Here is a 15,653-nt window from a genome sequence, read left to right on the forward strand (position 1 = left end):
CTCGGTCTGGTTATTCGGCTTCGGCGTATCCGATCAGCGATTTGACCTCGAGATATTCATCGAAGCCATATTCGCCCCATTCGCGCCCGTTGCCCGAGCGTTTGTAGCCGCCGAACGGCGCATGGAAATCGAACCCGCCATTGATCCACACCGCGCCGGTGCGCAGCTTGCGGCTGATCTGGTTGACGGTCGCGACATCCTCGCCGCTGACATAGCCGCCGAGCCCGAACATGCTGTCGTTCGCGATCTCCACGGCATCGTCGAGATCCTTGTACGGGATCATCACCAGCACCGGGCCGAAGATTTCCTCGCGCGCGATCACCATGTCGTTGGTGCCCAGAAATACCGTCGGCTGAACATACCAGCCCTTTTCGAGCCCCGCAGGACGACCGGGACCGCCCGCGACGAGCTTGGCGCCTTCGTCCAGCCCCTTGCGGATATAGTCCTGCACCGTGTTGTACTGGTCCTTAGAGACCACCGGACCCATCGCGAAATTGCCGTTGGGATCGCCGACGGTCACCGCCTGCGCCGCCTGCTTGGCAACCTCGACCGCTTCATCGAGGCGGCTTTCGGGCACCAGCAGGCGCGACCCGGCCGAGCAGGTCTGCCCCGAATTGACCATCATGTTCGAGGTCGCCCCGCCGACATGTTCGGCGAGCTTGCTGTCGTCGAGCACGATCCACGCGCTCTTGCCGCCCAGTTCCAGACCGACGCGTTTGATCGTGTCGGCGGCGTCCTTCATGATCTGCGCGCCGACCGGCTCGGAGCCGGTGAAGCTGATCATGTCGACGTCCTCGTGGCGGGACAGCGCGGTGCCGATCTCGCTGCCCTTGCCCTGCACCATGTTGAACACGCCGGCGGGCACGCCCGCCTTGTCCATGATCTCGGCCAGGATCTGCGCGCTGTACGGCGCGAGCTGCGGCGGCTTCAACACCATCGTGTTGCCAGTGGCGAGCGCCGGGAACATCTTGACCGTCACCTGATTGAGCGGCCAGTTCCACGGCGTGATCAGGCCGCACACGCCGATCGCTTCCTTGACGATCAGCGTCGGCCCGCGCTGTTCCTCGAACTTGTAGTTTTCGAGCACTTCGATCGCGGTCTGCAAATGCCCCGCGCCGAGCCCGGTGTGAAAACCGCAGCCGAGCGAGATCGGCGCGCCCATTTCCTCGGTCACCGCCTTGCCCAGCTCTTCCTGGCGGTTGGCATATTCGGCCTGGATCGCCTTGAGCAGATCGAGCCGCTCCTTGACGCTCGTCGCCGACCAGCCCGGAAACGCCTTGCGCGCGGCGGCAACCGCCTTGTCGACATCGGCCTTCGAGCCCAGCGAGATGGTACCGCTGACTTCCTCGGTCGCCGGATTGATCACCTCGGCCGTCTTCGGCTCGGCCGGATCGACCCATTTGCCGTCGATATAGAATTTCAGATACTCGCGCATGCCGTCTCTCCCGGGCTGTCGCCGCCCTCGTCGGGGAGGCTCTGTATTCCCTATCAAATTCCTCCCCTGGAAGGGGAGGGGGACCATGCGCAGCATGGTGGAGGGGTAGGTTCCCACGGGCGCAGCACTCGCGGCCAATACCCCTCCACCGCTTCGCGGTCCCCCTCCCCCTCCGGGGGAGGAATTATGCTTGTAATCCCCCGATCACTGCGTCCCTTCGGCGTACCAGGTGCGGAATTCCGAATAGTTCGGCATTTCTTCCGAATTCGCCTTGGGATCGATCGGGACATGGATCACCGCCGGACCGCCATGCGCATAGGCGCGCTGGATGGCCGGGCCGATGTCCTCGGCCTTGGTGACATATTCGCCATAGCAGCCGAAGCCTTCGCCGATCTTGTCCATGCGGACCTTGTCCGACCAGTGGGTGCCGGTTTCCGCCGTGCCCTGGCCGAAGGTGCGCTTGTACACGCCCACTTCGAGGCCCCACTGGAAATCGACGCCGACGACGCAGATCAGCGGCAGATTCTTGCGCACCGCGACTTCCAGTTCGCCGACATGGAAGAGGAAGGACGAGTCCGACGTCAGCAGCATGCCCGGACGCACCTTTCCGGTCGCCGCCTGGTCCGCCAGCATCGCGCCGGTCGCATAGGGCAGGCCGGTGCCGATATGGCCGTAATTCTGGTTCCAGATCACGTCATGCGGCTTGCACTGCGAATAGGTCCACTGGAAGATCACCGTGGCGCCGCCGTCGCGGATCATGATGCCGTCCTCGGGGAAGGCACGCGTCGCTTCGGTGACGAACTGGCTGGTGTGCATCGGCTTGCCGTCGCTGCCGTCGCCCTTCTCGCCCGCTTCCTCGATCAGCTCGTCGAGCTGCTGCTGGTTGCGCTGGATATAGGCGGAGAGCTTTTCCGACGCGGCACGCGGCGTATCCTTCAGCGCGCGCGAAAGCTGCGGCACGACCGCGCGGACGTCGCCGACCAGCGGGATGTCGATCGGGCGATTGACGCCGATCGCGGTCGGGTCCTGCTGGACATAGATCCACTTGCGGTTGGCTTCATTGTCGACCCAGTGGCGCCAGCGGCCATAATGGCTCGGCTCGCCCAGTTCGGTAGCCAGCGCGACGCAGCAATCGCTTTCCACTACCGCGTCGATCGACACTTCGGAGAAGCCGTAGGCGAAGGTGCGCTCTTCAAGTCCTTCGATATAGCTGGTGCCGCCCGAGGTCTGGATCACCGGGCACTGCATCAGATCAGCGAGTTCCTTCACCGCCGCGCCCGACTTGCTGGTGTGCACGCCGTGACCGACCAACAGGATCGGGTTCTTGGCGTTGCGGATCGCTTCGGCGGCCTCGGCGATACGGTCGCCATCGGCGCCCTGATTGGTCAGGCGATAGCGATGCGGCGGCAGGATCGGGCCAAGATCGACATCCTCGAGGATCACGTTTGAGGGATATTCGATATAGGCCGGGCCGGGCGTGCCCGACATCGCAACGCGGATCGCCTCGCGAACGATTTCGTCGACCTGATCGGCATATTCGATCGAGCTCGAATATTTGACCGAATCCTCGATCATCGGTTCCTGCCGGACGAACTGGATGCGGCCGCGACGCACGCGGCGCTCGGTGACGCGCGCGCGCTGCCCGCCGAGGAAGATGACCGGATCATTCTCGACCTTGGCGCACTGGATCGCCGGCATCAGATTGGCGAGGCCCGGCCCGAGCGTGCCGATGCACAGCGCCGGCTTGCCGGTGATGCGCGCCGCAGCGGCTGCCATATGGCCAGCCGAGGCTTCATGGTGCGGCGAAACGACGGTCCAGCCGCGCTTTTCGGCTTCGAGGAACAGGTGGACGAAGTTCGGATCGGGGATGCCGAACAGCGTGTTGATACCTTCCGCCTCGAACAGGTCGAGCATCCGCTTATAGACGGGAATACCCTTTTTTTCGCCGTCTGCGGCCTGGGGAGCGGGCTTCGGATCGTCGTAGCTCATAAATACCTCTGAAAAGCGATCCCGCCCAACAGGGCGGCACCAGTTGCATGCACGGTGCGGCGGTGTCGCCGCGGTCAAATCACTCGATGTCGAGCAGGGTCGGCGCGCCCTCGCCGATATATTCGGCCAGGTTGCGGTGGAGGTTGATGACTTTCTGCTCCTGATGCGGATTGGGCAAAGGTCCGCGAAAGCCGCTCGACTTCATCCCCTTCTGGACGAATTCCATATTGGCGAAATCCTGTTCGAGGACGGCACCCCAATTCTCGGCGGTCGGTTCGGCATAGACCCACTCGGTCTCGGGCTCCTCGCCTTCGGGGAAGCGTTCGAGCGCATAGCTTTCGAACACGCATTTGCTGGGATCGTCGCCATAGGGGCGCACGCGATAGCAAAGCGCATAGGTGGCGCCGTGCAGGATGTTCTGATTGGGGAACAGACCCCAGGCGAGCCCCGATTCCTTCTGCACGTCCTCGGGAATTTCGGGCCATATCACGCCGCGCGCGGCGTCGTCCTTCTTGGCCGAAGCGATCCAGTGCGCGATGACTTCGCCCGGCGTGGCATCTTCGGGAAGCTCGTCCTTGAGGCGACTCGCCGCTTTGACAAGCGTCTCGGTCGAGGCGGAATAATTGACCGTCTCGTAATTCTCGCGGATCAGCTCATAGGTCGAAACGCGCGGATCGAGCCCCGCCTTGCCCGAACGCGTCGTGCCGCCGCTCGTCTCGGTCTTGTAGTCGGCTTCGCGCACGTCGTAGCCCGACACCGCGTGCAGCCCGAACTGCTTGGAATAGGCGTAATAATCGCCATAGGCGAGCAGCTGGGTATGCGTTCCCGCGACGTGATAGGGCTCGAGAAACGCCTCGATCGCGGTCTTCCAGTTGCACGGATAGATCGCCCATTGCCGCCATTTGTAGCGCATCTTCGAAAGCTCGTGCGCTTCGAGGATCTCGCCCGCGCGGCCCATCCATTGCTTCAGCGGAGCGGCGTCGGGGTCCATCGAGATATAGATGAACCCGCCCCATGTATCGACCTTCACTTCGGAAAGGCAGGTCATCTCCGGCGTCAGCTTGTTATGCCAGTCCTGGGGATCGAGAATATAGGTGTTCTCGCCGTCCTGATTGAACGTCCAGCCGTGAAAGCCACAGACGAAGCTCTTGCGCTGATTGCCGCGCACGTCATGCACCTTGCCCGGCAGCATATCGGGAACGCTCACCAGCTGGCGACCGCGATGCGGGCAGACATTGTGGAACGCCTTGAGCGACCCGTCATCCTTGCGCAGCACGATGATCGATTCATCGGCGACGTTGTACGTCATCCAGTCGCCCGGATTGGGCAGGTCTTCTTCGCGCTCGACCATCTGCCACACCTTGGGCCAGAGGCGCGCCTTCTCCGCCTCCAGATAGTCGCGCGAAAGAAACGCGGTGGTCGGGTACGTCGCCAGCTTCTCGGCGTCCATGTCGCTTGCAGCGATCCCGTGCGACGTGAATTTTTCCGGCTTGTTCATGACATCCTCCGGCTTGCCTGCCTGATGGTCCGCCCGCTTCTTACGAGAAGGTCAGCCCGGTCATTTCCCCGTCTGCGCGCCAATCGGCGCACAGTTTCTGAAACGCATCCCAGCCGGGGCCGTATCCGCGGAAGAGCGCCCATTTGGGCTTCTTCTCGCCTTCGTTGTTGAAATAGCTCGGCGGGCATTGCGATTGGAATTCGGACAGGTCGATTTCCAGCGCCTCGAAGGTGCGGACATAATCGTCCTGCGCTTCCTTGGTCGGCTCGACCGCCTTGGCGCCGCGCTTGGCGGTTTCCGAAATGATATGCGCGATATGCTCGCCCTGCCGCCCGAACTGCTCGGTCACCGTGGCGTTGAGCCCCCCCTGGATATAGCCGACGAAATACATGTTCGGGAAACCGTGGGTCATCGTGCCGTGCAGCGTCAGCGGCCCGTCGCGCCAGTGATCGTAGATCGAGCGCCCGTCGCGCCCCGCCACCACGTCCATGCCCCAGCGGCGTTCGAGGTCGCTGGTCACTTCGAACCCGCTGGCGAAGATCACGCAATCGGCCTGGTATTCCTTGCCGTTGGCGATGAAGCCGCCTTCGGTCAGCTCCTGCAGCCCCTTGGTCTCCGAAACGTCGACCAGTTCGACATTGGGCTTGTTGAACGCCGGATAATATTCGTTGCTCGAAAGCGGGCGTTTGCAGAGGAAGCGGTAATAGGGCTTGAGCGCCTCGGCCGTTTCGGGGTCCTGCACCATTTCCTCGACGCGGCGGCGCAGGCGATCCATCACCTGATAATCCACCGTTTCGCGGCGCGCCATGAACTCCTCGACGCTCAGCTCGGGCCAGCCTTCGGCTTCCAGCTCCGCCTTCAGATTGCGGCTGATCTCGGTCCAGATGTCGCAGATCAGATCGGGATCGCCCGGCCCGAGCGTTTCCATCGCCGCCTTGTGGAAATTGGCCATGCGCTCGGCCTGCCAGCCGGGCTTGAGCGACCTCTGCCATTCGGGATCGGTCGGCGGATTGGGCCGCTCGTCGACGCTCGAGGGCGTGCGCTGCACGACATAGAGTTGCTTGGCGTACTGCGCGAGCCGCGGCACCGCCTGGATCGCCGTCGCGCCGGTTCCGACGATCGCCACCGTCTTGTCGGCCAGCTTGTCGAGCACCGGGTTTTCGGGCGTCCCGCCGGTATAGCCATAGTCCCAGCGCGCGGTGTGGAACATCTTGCCCTGGAAGACATCGATGCCCTTGATCCCCGGCAGCTTGGGCATGTTAAGCACGCCCGCCGCGACGATCACGTGGCGCGCCTTGATGTCGTCGCCGCGATTGGTCTTCACATGCCAGCGCTGGATCTCCGGGTCCCAGCGCAGCTCCTGCGTCAGCGTGTGGAAGAGCGCGCGGTCGGCAAAGCCGGTCTTTTCCGCGATCATCTTGCAATAGCCGTAGATTTCCGCGCCGTCGGCGAATTTCTTCGACGGCATGAAGCCCATCTCTTCGAGCAACGGCAGATAGCAATAGGCGTCGTTGTCGCACTGAATGCCCGGATAGCGATTCCAGTACCACACGCCGCCGAAATCGCCGGCGCTGTCGATGTTGCGGAAATCGGTGATCCCCGCCTGAGTCAGGTGATAGCTGGCGAGCAGCCCGCCGAAGCCAGCGCCGAGCACGACGACTTCGAGTTCCCCGGTGACGGGATCGCGCGGCTCGACCGGCTTGTGCGGATCGGCGGCGAAATCGGAGGTCTGCTCGCCGGTCGGGCGGACATATTGCTTCTGCCCTTCGCTGCGCAGACGCTTCTCGCGCTCAGCGCGATATTTGTCGCGCATCGCGGGGATGTCGATTTCCTCGGGTGCCCGTACCTGCGTAGGCTCGCAGCCCATAGCCTCTCCTGCTCTCTCTCGTTTGTTGCCCGCCGTACTAATCAACAATAGTGTTGATTTACAAGTCGGCGATTGTCTCGTCGAACCTCGCCCGCCACAGGCTGAAAGTCACGCATTTTCGCGGCTGAATACGCGCATTTCCGCGATTTTTACTGGCCCGGGCCGCTCGCGTCAGCGCTACGCGCCCCATCGTTCGCGGCGGCGATATCTGCCCAGGCGATGCGCCCTCACCCCCGCCCCTTTCCTTGACGGCGGCAAAGCCCGGCGCCCACAACGGCGCCCGACAAGCGCCCCGGCACCGGACCGGCGGCGCCATTGGCCGCAGGGCGAGGACAGACATGACCAATCTCATCGACTTCACCGGACGCACCATCATCGTCACCGGCGCGGCGGGCGGCGGCATCGGTACCGCAACCGCAAAAATGCTCGCGAGCGCGGGCGCAACTGTGATCGCGGTGAGCCGCTCGGACGAAAAGCTCGACGCGCAGATCGCGCCGCTGGTGAAGGACGGGCTGTCGATCATCCCGGTAAAGGCCGACATCTCGACCGACGAAGGCATTGCAGCGGCAATGGACGCGGCGAAGAATGCCGACGGCACGCTCTATGGCCTGGTCAATGTCGCCGGCGGCGCCGCGCCGCAGACCTGGATGCGGCTCGAACGCGTGACGCGCGAGGACTGGCGCGCGCTGTTCCACCAGAATCTGGAGACCATGTTCTTCATGAGCCAGGCGATGGCGCGCGAGCTGCGCGCGCAGGATCTGCCCGGCAGCATCGTCTCTGTCTCGTCGATCAGCGGGATGAACACCGCGCCCTTCCACATTGCATACGGCACCGCCAAGGCTGCGCTGGTGCAGACGACGCGGACGATGGCGACCGAGCTGGCGCTCGCCAATATCCGCGTCAACGCCGTCGCGCCGGGCACCACGATCACCGAAGGATCGCGCGCCTATATCGACGATGATGTCGAGCGCGACCGCACCGCGATCGCGATGGGCCGCCGCGCCGAACCGAGCGAACAGGCCGGCCCGATCACCTTCCTGCTTTCCGACCTGTCGAGCTACATCACCGGCCAGACGATCCTGGTCGATGGCGGGCTCAATCTGAAATGGACCCACCTTGGCGCCGACAACACCTCGCTCTTCCTGAAGAACGAGGATTTCCGCGCCGCCATCAAGGCCTGAAACGCACCGCATGACCACCACCACCGCCCCCCGCCAGACCACGCGCGCCGGATGGAGCATCCGCTGGGACGAGGAACGCGCCCGCCGCGCTTATGACGAGGGCTGGTGGCAGCATGAAACCTGCGCCGACGCGCTCCGCCGCGCCGCCAGCGAAGCGCCGGATCGCGAACTGGTGGTCGAAGGCGAGACGCGTGTCACCGCCGCGCAGCTGCTCGACCGCGCCGAGCGGCTGGCGGGCGCGATGGTCTCGCGCTTCCCGCCGGGCGGCACCGTCTCGTTCATGCTCCCCAACTGGCACGAGGCCGCCGCCATCTATCTCGGCGCGACGCTGGCGGGGATGGTGGCGCACCCGATCCTGCCCTCGCTGCGCGATCATGACCTGCGCTTCATGCTCGACGATATCGGCTGCAACATGATCTTCGTGCCGGAGACGTTTCGCGGGTTCGATTATGCCGCGATGCTGAGCCGTGTCGTCGCCGATCTGAAAGACCCGCCCGAAGTCGTCGTACTGCGCGGAGATGCGGGCGAGCACACGCCCTACGAAAGCCTCCTCGCCGCCGATCCGCCGCTGATCTTCCCGCCCGTCGATGCCGACGAGGTGCGCATGGCGATGTATACCAGCGGGACGACCGGCCGCCCCAAGGGCGTGCTCCACACGCACAACTCGATCAACGCGCTGATCCGCCAGCTCGGCGCGCACTGGCTGATCGACGCGGGCGACCGCTGGCTGGTCCCCTCCCCGATCAGCCATATCGGCGGATCGATCTACGCCTTCGAAATGCCGCTGCTGCTCGGCACCACGGCGGTGCTGATGGAACGCTGGGAGCCCGAAGCCGCGGTCGCCCTGATGCAGTCCGAACGCATCACGCATATGGCGGGCGCGACGCCCTTCCTCCAGCATCTGCTCGCAGCGGCGCGCAAGGCCGACACCAACCTGCCCGATCTCAAGCTATTCATCTGCGGCGGCGCCTCGGTCCCGCCCGCGCTGATCCACGAGGCGGCGGACTATTTCGCGAAAGCCGCCGTCACACGCGTCTACGGCTCGACCGAAGTGCCGGTGACCACTGTCGGCGTGCTCGATCGCAACGATGTGACCCACGCCGCCGAGACCGACGGCCGCCCCGGCATCGCCGACGTCATCATCGCCGAAGCCGGCGAAATCCGCGCGCGCGGGCCGCAGATGCTGGTCGGCTATCTCCACGAGGAGGACGAAGCGAGCGCGTTCGACGCCGAGGGCTATTACCGCACCGGCGACGAGGGCCGCTGGCAGGACGGCGACCATCTGGTGGTCACCGGCCGGATCAAGGACATCATCATCCGCAACGGCGAGAATATCAGCCCCAAGGAGATCGAGGACCTGCTCGGCACCCACCCGGCAATCGCCGAAATCGCGATCGTCGGCATCCCCGATGCCAGGACCGGCGAGCGCGCGGTGGCGGTGGTCGTCCCCGCGCAGGGCGAAACGCCCGACGTGCCGATGATGGCCGAATTGCTCGCCAGCCACGGCGTCGCGAAATTCAAATATCCCGAAGCGGTGGACCTGCGCGACGCGCTGCCGAAAAACGACGCGGGGAAGGTGCTCAAGCACCAGTTGCGGAAGGAACTGGCGTCGGAGTGACGCCTCCCCCGCTCGGCACGTGGGCCAACAGCCATGTCCGAGCGGCGTTTTCCGAAAGGAAGACCGCATTGTCGGTAGTCGCGACACGCTTCGCCTGGAGCTTGCACAGGCTGTCGGGAACAACGATGGCGGTCCGGTCGCCGGGACGTTTCGATCCGCTCAGCTTTTCGCCCAGCGCTTTGGCAGCGGCGGGCGAGGCGACGCGTCCCCGGCAATTGTCGACCAGATAGAGAAGCGGCAACCCAGCCTTGCGAACCGTGGCGATCTTCATCGCCAGCTCCTGCGAAAGCCGCGCCGCGACGACTTCGTCGAGAAAACCGTGCAGACGGCACACCAGAATCCCGCATTCGGGTTCGAATGTTACCGTAAAGCCGGATTCTTCTTTGGGCTCAGTCATGTCCGCTCCATCGGGCCCCGCATCTTTCCAGTGCATTAACAGTGGCTTCGCAAAAGATCGCTGGAGCGGATATCTCCTGCCGTAACGTTATCGGCGGAAATGCTGTCCTACATGGCCGCCGCTGTGGCAGCCCACGGCATGGCTTCGCAATCCGCAAATTGCCGCTCGATTCATGCCGGATTTTTCCGGCTCCCTCGCGCGCGGGCGCGCGCGTGCGCGCGTTACGTCATGACTCCGTGCGAACTTGGCACGCAAAACCGCGGTTTTTGCGATTCACGTCTCCCGCCCCGTCGCACCCACGAAGCAACCGGGTTCGGCCGCCTAGCCCAGCATGAAATCCTCGATCGGCACGCGCATCGAATTGGCGATCCAGCCCAGTGCCGCATAGGTCCCGATGGTCCACAGCACTTCCATCGTCCGCTTCTCGCCGAACCGGTCGAGCAGCCCCGCCATCGTCGCTTCGCTGGCCGCATTGTCGCGCCACATCTCGTCGGCGGCACGCACGATCAACGCTTCCCCGTCGGACCAGACCGCCGAAACCTCCTCCGCCACTGCCGCCAGCTTGTCCTCGGAAAGCCCGCAGCGGCGCGCAATGGCGCGATGCTGGTGATATTCATATCCCGCGCCGATCCGCCACGCGATGCGCAGGATCGCGATTTCGCGCAGGTCGTCGGCCAGTTCCAGCTCGCGCGCGATGAAGCGATTGTACCTCACCCAGGCGGTGCTGAGCGGCAGATGCTTCGCCATCACTGCCTGGATGTTGAACCGCGTCCCTTCGCTGCGGCACTGTTCGCCTTCGGAAATGGCGAAAAAGTCGCGCATTTCCTGCGTCCATTCCGCGCGCGGCACCGGCGCGATCAGCGACTTGCCCTGGGGGTCGTCGCCGTACATCGCTCAGTCCTTCCTGCTCACCATCTGGAAGCTCGTACCCAGATGCTTGCCGAAACCGTGCGGGCCGCCCTCTTCGGTCGGCACTACCGGGAAGAGCAGCGAGTCCGTGCGGTCCTCGATCTCGTCGATCCGCTTGCCGACATCCGCCATCGTCCAGGCGGGCTGCACCACGCCCTGTGTCTCGGCCGTGAAGACGCGCGCGATACGCCCGCCCAGCGCGGCGATCACCTCGCCCGAAATGCTGCAGCTTTCGTGGCACATCCAGCCGACCGCCGGAGCGACGAACTCCGGCCCCAGCGGCGGGAATTGCGAGGTATCGATCCCTTCGGACATGCGCGTGACGGCGCTGGGCGCGATGCAGTTCGACTTGATGTCGAACGGCGCGCCTTCGATCGCCGCGACGTGGGAAAGGCCGATCAGCCCGGCCTTGGACGCGCTGTACGGCGCGACTTCGTAATTGCCATAGAGCCCGCCGATCGACGTGGTCAGCACGATGCGGCCATAACCGCCCTTCTGCATCGCCGCGAAGGCAGGCTGGAGCACGTGGAAACCGCCGAGCAGATGGACATCGAGTATCGAGCGGAACGTCTCGGCGGTCATTTCGGCGAGCGGCGCGCGGCGAACATTGCCGGCATTGTGAATCAAAATGTCGACGCGGCCCCATTTTTCGAGCGCGGCATCGACCATCGCCTTGCCGCCCTCCGGCGTCGCCACCGTGTCGCGATTGGCCAGCGCCTCGCCGCCGGCCGCCTCGATCGCCGCGACGACTTCGCCGGCAGGGTCTTCCTGCGTACCGTCCCCCGCCATCGACACGCCGAGATCGTTGACCAGCACCTTGGCCCCCTGCGTGCCGAGCGGCACGGCCAAGCCCGCGCCCGCCGCCGGTGATGATGGCAACGCGGCCGTCGAAACGCAGATCGGACATGGGTTCTCCTATCGATATCGGGCGGCGTTTCCCGCCAGGTTCAGGCGGCAGATAGCGCGGAGCCGTACCGGCGTACCAGCCCGCGACACGGATATCGCACGCGCGACCGGCGCGGAGGAGGGCGATCGCGAAGGAACGGAAAGAGGAGAAATGGTAGCGGAGGAGGGAAATATAGGGAGCGTATAACATGCTGATTTACCTAATCAACTTTTTGAATCACCTTGCAAATACCCCCATCAATACCCCCAGAATCGGACAGATGAGATAAAGCGCCTTTGGCAAACGATGACATGTAATTCGTAGTGACAGGTGAAAGGAGCGTCGGCCGTTTTCGGGCCGATCAGAAGGCGAAACGCCAGGTCATGAACCATCCGCCCGATCGTACAGCGAGGACATGTCATGGTCTGGCATGGACGGCATATTGTGGCCCGCATGCGGATCGGGTGTGTCGCTAGGCTTCGCATTCATCGGCGGGGGAGTGGCCGCAGGTGACGGCGCTACTACCGGAGTGCTCGCCGGTCGGTCTGGTTGCCTACCGGCAGTCACAGCTTCATCCGACCGGTTCGTGTTGGCCTCTCCAGCGGGAGAGGCAGCGTTGTCTCTTTCGCCTTCGCCAGGACCTGTGCTCTCGGTCGGCGGGGCCGTATACAGTGGCAAGGCTTCAGCTTCTGATGAAGTGTCCTGCGTCTGATCACATGCAGCGAGCCCTAGCCCCAGTGCCGCCGCAGCAAGGGGGGCAACAAACCCGTTCCGATTCGATCTGCGCATCATTCTATCCTTCAAAGCCAGGAGATACCAAGATGATTGGCACCGTGCGCAAGCTCGCCGCCCAGAAATCCCTGCACCAGCACTAGAGCGGCCATGGCAAAGATTGCGGCGCGAAGCGCGGTCCGGCTCGCGGAAGCACGGCTCGCCAGATAGGCCATCGCCAGACCGAGGACCGCGATCAGCATCCCGTTCCATCGATGGACCTGCATGACGGCATCGCCGCCGAACCAAAGGCCGGTGTGGATCCATCCGAACAGGACTGCGACGACTGCGCCGATTGCTCCGCCGTGGACGAGTACGCGCACCGCGCTCTCAAGCCCTGCATCTTTCCGGCGCATGACGAACAACTCGGTGGCAGCAGCCATGAGAAACAGGGCGATCGGGAAGTGGATGGTCGCCGGATGCAGTTTTTTCAGGGCGGCGATGACGCCGGAATCGCCCTCATCAGCATGGCCACCAGCCTCGTCATGGCCTCCACTTGCTTCGTCGTGCGCGGCTGAGGGCTCGCCGACCGCTCCGCCGTCGCCCATCTGCGCCATGGCCGCCTGGTCATGCGCATCGCCATTCGCGGCGGCAGGCGCGGCGCTCGTCTCTTCGCCATGCTTTTCGTCGCCATGAGCCTGAACTGGTCCGACGAAGAGCAAGCTGGCAGCTACAATAGCCATGAATTGCATTCGTTTCATTCTCTACGGGTTCCGGTCTTGGCGATGGTCGTGCGACCTATTGTGTCTGTAATGCTCTGCGAACCCTCATCTCTTGCCGTGATGGAGCGCGGTGATCCTCGGCGCGTGAGGGTCCAAATTTAACTCATGAGGGGGTTGGGTCTCTTGCCAATATCAGAGCCTTGTTAAGAGGGCGGCCAGCTTTAAGCACGAGCAAGAGCCCGGCTACCATCTCCTAACCGTCTTGCGCCATGTTCTGGTGAGCCGCCATCTGCTTCATCATATCGTGCATCATCATCATGCGCTGGTGACAGGCCGCCATCATATCGGCGTTGTCCCCCTGCATCATGCCCGCCATGTGTTCCTGCATCGCTGTGCGGTGCTCGGCCATCAGCCTTTGGCGTTCGGCAGGATCGCTCGCCGCGTGGGCCTGCTGCATCAGCGCGCGCATTTCAGCCATCTTCTCGCGATGGGCAGCCATAGCGTCGGAATCCTGCATCGTGTGGCCAGCGTGATCCTGCTGCTGTGCCACAGCCTGAGCTCCGTGCTCATGCTGTTCCTGGGCCGTCGCCGGAGTGGCTGTCAGGCCAGTGGCGAGAATGAGAGCTAGAGCTGTCCGTTTCACAATCGATTTCCTTTCGTCGGTCATGCGATGGGTGCTGTGCGCATTCATTCTCTTTACGCAGCCAACATCTGTTCCCCTCAAACAATTTCCGCGCCCACCGGAGACGGCTGAGCCGATGGCACAGCCGGTTGCAGGAATGGTGTTTTTCGGTCACCCTTTTTGACCGAAGCCGGTCGAGATGAATGGGACAGATCATGGTGACAACAGAGCCGTCGGAGAAGCAGTCGTGAGCACGGTCAATGAGGACGGCAGCTGGGACATTCCGGAGCCCGATCATGCCGAGCTGGTGCAAATGCGCATTCGCCTCATAACTCTCGAGAACATAGTTCTCGGCCTTTTGTCCGGGGCCAGCGATGAACAGATCGACCAGATCAGAAAGCGTGCGGACATGATCGAACCACGCCCCGAGGCGAGCCGGCATCCGCTTACCGAACTGGCAGCAGGTGACATGCGTAAGTTTCTCGAACGCGCTGCTCGCATGGCCGAGGCGGAGGGCCGCGAAAACCATGACTGATCCAGGCTTTGGGGCAGCAAAGGCGCTATGCAGGACGTGGAAATCCGGCCCGCCGCTATTTCCTTGCGCACATCATTCCGGCGTATCCGCAGCATGACTAGAACTCATTGGCTCATCTTTGTTTGCGGGAGCCTGATCGCGTTCGTCTGGGAGATTTTCCAGATGCCGTTTTTCAAGCCGGGAAATCTCGAGCCTTATGAGCAGACCATTCGCTGCGGCATTGCAAGCCTAGGCGATGGCGTGATCCTGCTAACAGCTTATAGCCTTGCTGCATTGCGCGGCGGGCGCGCGTGGCTCTGGCAAGCCGCCAAAATGCCCTATGCGATCTATTTCGGCTTCGGGCTTGTCGTCGCCATCGCCGTCGAAATGATCGCCACATCGCTTCCGGCAGAAAGCTTCGTGAGCTGGCGCTACAGCGAGTTGATGCCGCACGAGCCAGTGACGGGGTTGGCGCTGATCCCGATCGCGATGTGGACGATCGTGCCTGCGCTCACGATCCTTCTGGTCCGCTTTGCCCGAGCCGAACCTGATTAAACTGGGAGCGGCTTCAGGGTGCGTTCGGCACATGTTTCGCCCGCCGCCTGATTCTGGGAAACCGGTTCGCAAGCAGGACAAAGCCCGAAACCGCGATAATCGTCCCGCCGATCCCGAACAATAGCAGCCACCAGCTGTTGATGCGGTCGCGCTGCGTCCAGTCCATGATATGCAGCCCCCAGACAAAATCGAACAGGCGCCAGGTGTCGCTGCGGGCAGCGAGCACCGAGCCACTCGATGCATCGATGTAGACGCGGGTATTGTCCTCATCGCCGTAGGTGATCTGCCACGCCGGAAACGGACCCCGGAATTCGGTCCCGACAGCATCTTCGATGAGGCGCGTGGTCGCTATGGTGGTTGGTGGCCCGGTCCAGGCATAGCGAGCGATGGCCTGTGCGCTTGCAGCGGGAAGAGGCGAAAGGAGAATGCCGCTGTCCGGGTCGCGGAGCGTGACGCTTCCATCGTCCCGGCGGACCTCGGTTACGGCCCTGCCGCCGACCGCGCGCGTCGCAAGGGAAACCACCCCCTCGCTGCTATCGAGCCAATGGGGCATGACAGCATCAGCGGGCAGGACCTCCGGCGCGCGCGAAACGACATGTTCGGACCGAACCTCTTCGATGTCGAGAAACGACATCAGCGCCCCGGTGATCATCCACAGGAGCACTTGGACGCCGACAAAGATCGCCAGCCATTTGTGAAGCTTGCTGCCCAGCACATGAAGACGCAGCTTGAAAGAGCGTGTCGCCAAT

14 protein-coding genes are annotated in these 15,653 nt (G+C 63.4%); 4 read left to right on the forward strand and 10 right to left on the reverse strand.

Annotated elements, in window-relative coordinates; genetic code table 11:
• Positions 1 to 10 precede the first annotated feature (10 nt).
• The 4 genes from G5C33_RS14335 to G5C33_RS14350 all read right to left on the reverse strand — a co-directional run bounded on the left by G5C33_RS14335 (position 11) and on the right by G5C33_RS14350 (position 6,789).
• A complete protein-coding gene (locus tag G5C33_RS14335) occupies positions 11 to 1,435 on the reverse strand; it encodes an aldehyde dehydrogenase family protein (RefSeq protein WP_165327853.1) in 1,425 nt (474 codons plus the stop codon).
• A 204-nt stretch (positions 1,436 to 1,639) separates the two neighbouring features.
• Complete coding sequence (locus tag G5C33_RS14340; RefSeq protein ID WP_165327854.1) at positions 1,640 to 3,424, reverse strand: thiamine pyrophosphate-binding protein; 1,785 nt, start codon at positions 3,422 to 3,424, stop codon at positions 1,640 to 1,642.
• Positions 3,425 to 3,503: 79 nt separating this feature from the next.
• Positions 3,504 to 4,922 (reverse strand): aromatic ring-hydroxylating oxygenase subunit alpha, encoded by a 1,419-nt coding sequence (locus tag G5C33_RS14345; RefSeq protein WP_165327855.1) that lies wholly within the window; start codon positions 4,920 to 4,922, stop codon positions 3,504 to 3,506.
• 40 nt (positions 4,923 to 4,962) lie between these two features.
• Entirely contained in the window at positions 4,963 to 6,789 is a 1,827-nt protein-coding gene (locus G5C33_RS14350; protein ID WP_165327856.1) for a flavin-containing monooxygenase, read from the reverse strand.
• 338 nt (positions 6,790 to 7,127) lie between these two features.
• Between G5C33_RS14350 and G5C33_RS14355 the strand changes: the two genes are divergently transcribed.
• Both G5C33_RS14355 and G5C33_RS14360 read left to right on the forward strand, forming a co-directional pair.
• A complete protein-coding gene (locus G5C33_RS14355) occupies positions 7,128 to 7,970 on the forward strand; it encodes an SDR family NAD(P)-dependent oxidoreductase (protein ID WP_165327857.1) in 843 nt (280 codons plus the stop codon).
• Between the two features lie 10 nt (positions 7,971 to 7,980).
• Complete coding sequence (locus G5C33_RS14360) at positions 7,981 to 9,588, forward strand: AMP-binding protein (protein WP_206518567.1); 1,608 nt, start codon at positions 7,981 to 7,983, stop codon at positions 9,586 to 9,588.
• Here the strand turns inward: G5C33_RS14360 and G5C33_RS14365 are convergent.
• From G5C33_RS14365 to G5C33_RS14385, 5 genes are all read right to left on the reverse strand, one after another.
• Complete coding sequence (locus G5C33_RS14365) at positions 9,551 to 9,985, reverse strand: hypothetical protein (RefSeq protein ID WP_165327858.1); 435 nt, start codon at positions 9,983 to 9,985, stop codon at positions 9,551 to 9,553. The two genes, G5C33_RS14360 and G5C33_RS14365, sit on opposite strands and share 38 nt — an antisense overlap.
• 321 nt (positions 9,986 to 10,306) lie before the next feature.
• A complete protein-coding gene (locus G5C33_RS14370; protein WP_165327859.1) occupies positions 10,307 to 10,876 on the reverse strand; it encodes a carboxymuconolactone decarboxylase family protein in 570 nt (189 codons plus the stop codon).
• A 3-nt stretch (positions 10,877 to 10,879) separates the two neighbouring features.
• On the reverse strand, positions 10,880 to 11,737 hold the full coding sequence (locus G5C33_RS14375; protein ID WP_228275082.1) for an SDR family NAD(P)-dependent oxidoreductase: 858 nt from the start codon (positions 11,735 to 11,737) through the stop codon (positions 10,880 to 10,882).
• 843 nt (positions 11,738 to 12,580) lie between these two features.
• Positions 12,581 to 13,252 carry a DUF2231 domain-containing protein gene (locus G5C33_RS14380; protein ID WP_029140036.1) on the reverse strand — a complete coding sequence of 224 codons (672 nt, stop codon included), beginning with the start codon at positions 13,250 to 13,252 and terminating at the stop codon, positions 12,581 to 12,583.
• 214 nt (positions 13,253 to 13,466) lie between these two features.
• Complete coding sequence (locus G5C33_RS14385) at positions 13,467 to 13,880, reverse strand: hypothetical protein (RefSeq protein ID WP_225982098.1); 414 nt, start codon at positions 13,878 to 13,880, stop codon at positions 13,467 to 13,469.
• A gap of 202 nt (positions 13,881 to 14,082) precedes the next feature.
• Here G5C33_RS14385 and G5C33_RS14390 point away from each other — a divergent pair, with 202 nt between their 5' ends.
• Both G5C33_RS14390 and G5C33_RS14395 read left to right on the forward strand, forming a co-directional pair.
• The gene (locus G5C33_RS14390) at positions 14,083 to 14,370 is read left to right on the forward strand and encodes a hypothetical protein (protein ID WP_033193304.1); all 288 of its coding nucleotides are present in this window, start codon (positions 14,083 to 14,085) and stop codon (positions 14,368 to 14,370) included.
• 27 nt (positions 14,371 to 14,397) lie between these two features.
• On the forward strand, positions 14,398 to 14,904 hold the full coding sequence (locus G5C33_RS14395) for a hypothetical protein (protein WP_225982097.1): 507 nt from the start codon (positions 14,398 to 14,400) through the stop codon (positions 14,902 to 14,904).
• 13 nt (positions 14,905 to 14,917) lie between these two features.
• Here G5C33_RS14395 and G5C33_RS14400 read toward each other — a convergent pair whose 3' ends face one another.
• Entirely contained in the window at positions 14,918 to 15,619 is a 702-nt protein-coding gene (locus tag G5C33_RS14400; protein WP_010412796.1) for a PepSY domain-containing protein, read from the reverse strand.
• Between the last annotated feature and the right edge of the window lie 34 nt (positions 15,620 to 15,653).

The organism is Sphingosinithalassobacter tenebrarum (assembly GCF_011057975.1).
GTDB lineage: Bacteria > Pseudomonadota > Alphaproteobacteria > Sphingomonadales > Sphingomonadaceae > Sphingomonas > Sphingomonas tenebrarum.

What these genes read in the sequence shown, in the direction of transcription:
- G5C33_RS14345 (WP_165327855.1), bottom strand. Translation starts at nt 4,922, where the DNA reads ATGAACAAGCCGGAAAAATTCACGTCGCACGGGATCGCTGCAAGCGAC.
- G5C33_RS14380 (WP_029140036.1), bottom strand. Translation starts at nt 13,252, where the DNA reads ATGAAACGAATGCAATTCATGGCTATTGTAGCTGCCAGCTTGCTCTTC.
- G5C33_RS14355 (WP_165327857.1), top strand. Translation starts at nt 7,128, where the DNA reads ATGACCAATCTCATCGACTTCACCGGACGCACCATCATCGTCACCGGC.
- G5C33_RS14385 (WP_225982098.1), bottom strand. Translation starts at nt 13,880, where the DNA reads ATGACCGACGAAAGGAAATCGATTGTGAAACGGACAGCTCTAGCTCTC.
- G5C33_RS14340 (WP_165327854.1), bottom strand. Translation starts at nt 3,424, where the DNA reads ATGAGCTACGACGATCCGAAGCCCGCTCCCCAGGCCGCAGACGGCGAA.
- G5C33_RS14350 (WP_165327856.1), bottom strand. Translation starts at nt 6,789, where the DNA reads ATGGGCTGCGAGCCTACGCAGGTACGGGCACCCGAGGAAATCGACATC.
- G5C33_RS14370 (WP_165327859.1), bottom strand. Translation starts at nt 10,876, where the DNA reads ATGTACGGCGACGACCCCCAGGGCAAGTCGCTGATCGCGCCGGTGCCG.
- G5C33_RS14365 (WP_165327858.1), bottom strand. Translation starts at nt 9,985, where the DNA reads ATGACTGAGCCCAAAGAAGAATCCGGCTTTACGGTAACATTCGAACCC.
- G5C33_RS14335 (WP_165327853.1), bottom strand. Translation starts at nt 1,435, where the DNA reads ATGCGCGAGTATCTGAAATTCTATATCGACGGCAAATGGGTCGATCCG.
- G5C33_RS14360 (WP_206518567.1), top strand. Translation starts at nt 7,981, where the DNA reads ATGACCACCACCACCGCCCCCCGCCAGACCACGCGCGCCGGATGGAGC.
- G5C33_RS14395 (WP_225982097.1), top strand. Translation starts at nt 14,398, where the DNA reads ATGCAGGACGTGGAAATCCGGCCCGCCGCTATTTCCTTGCGCACATCA.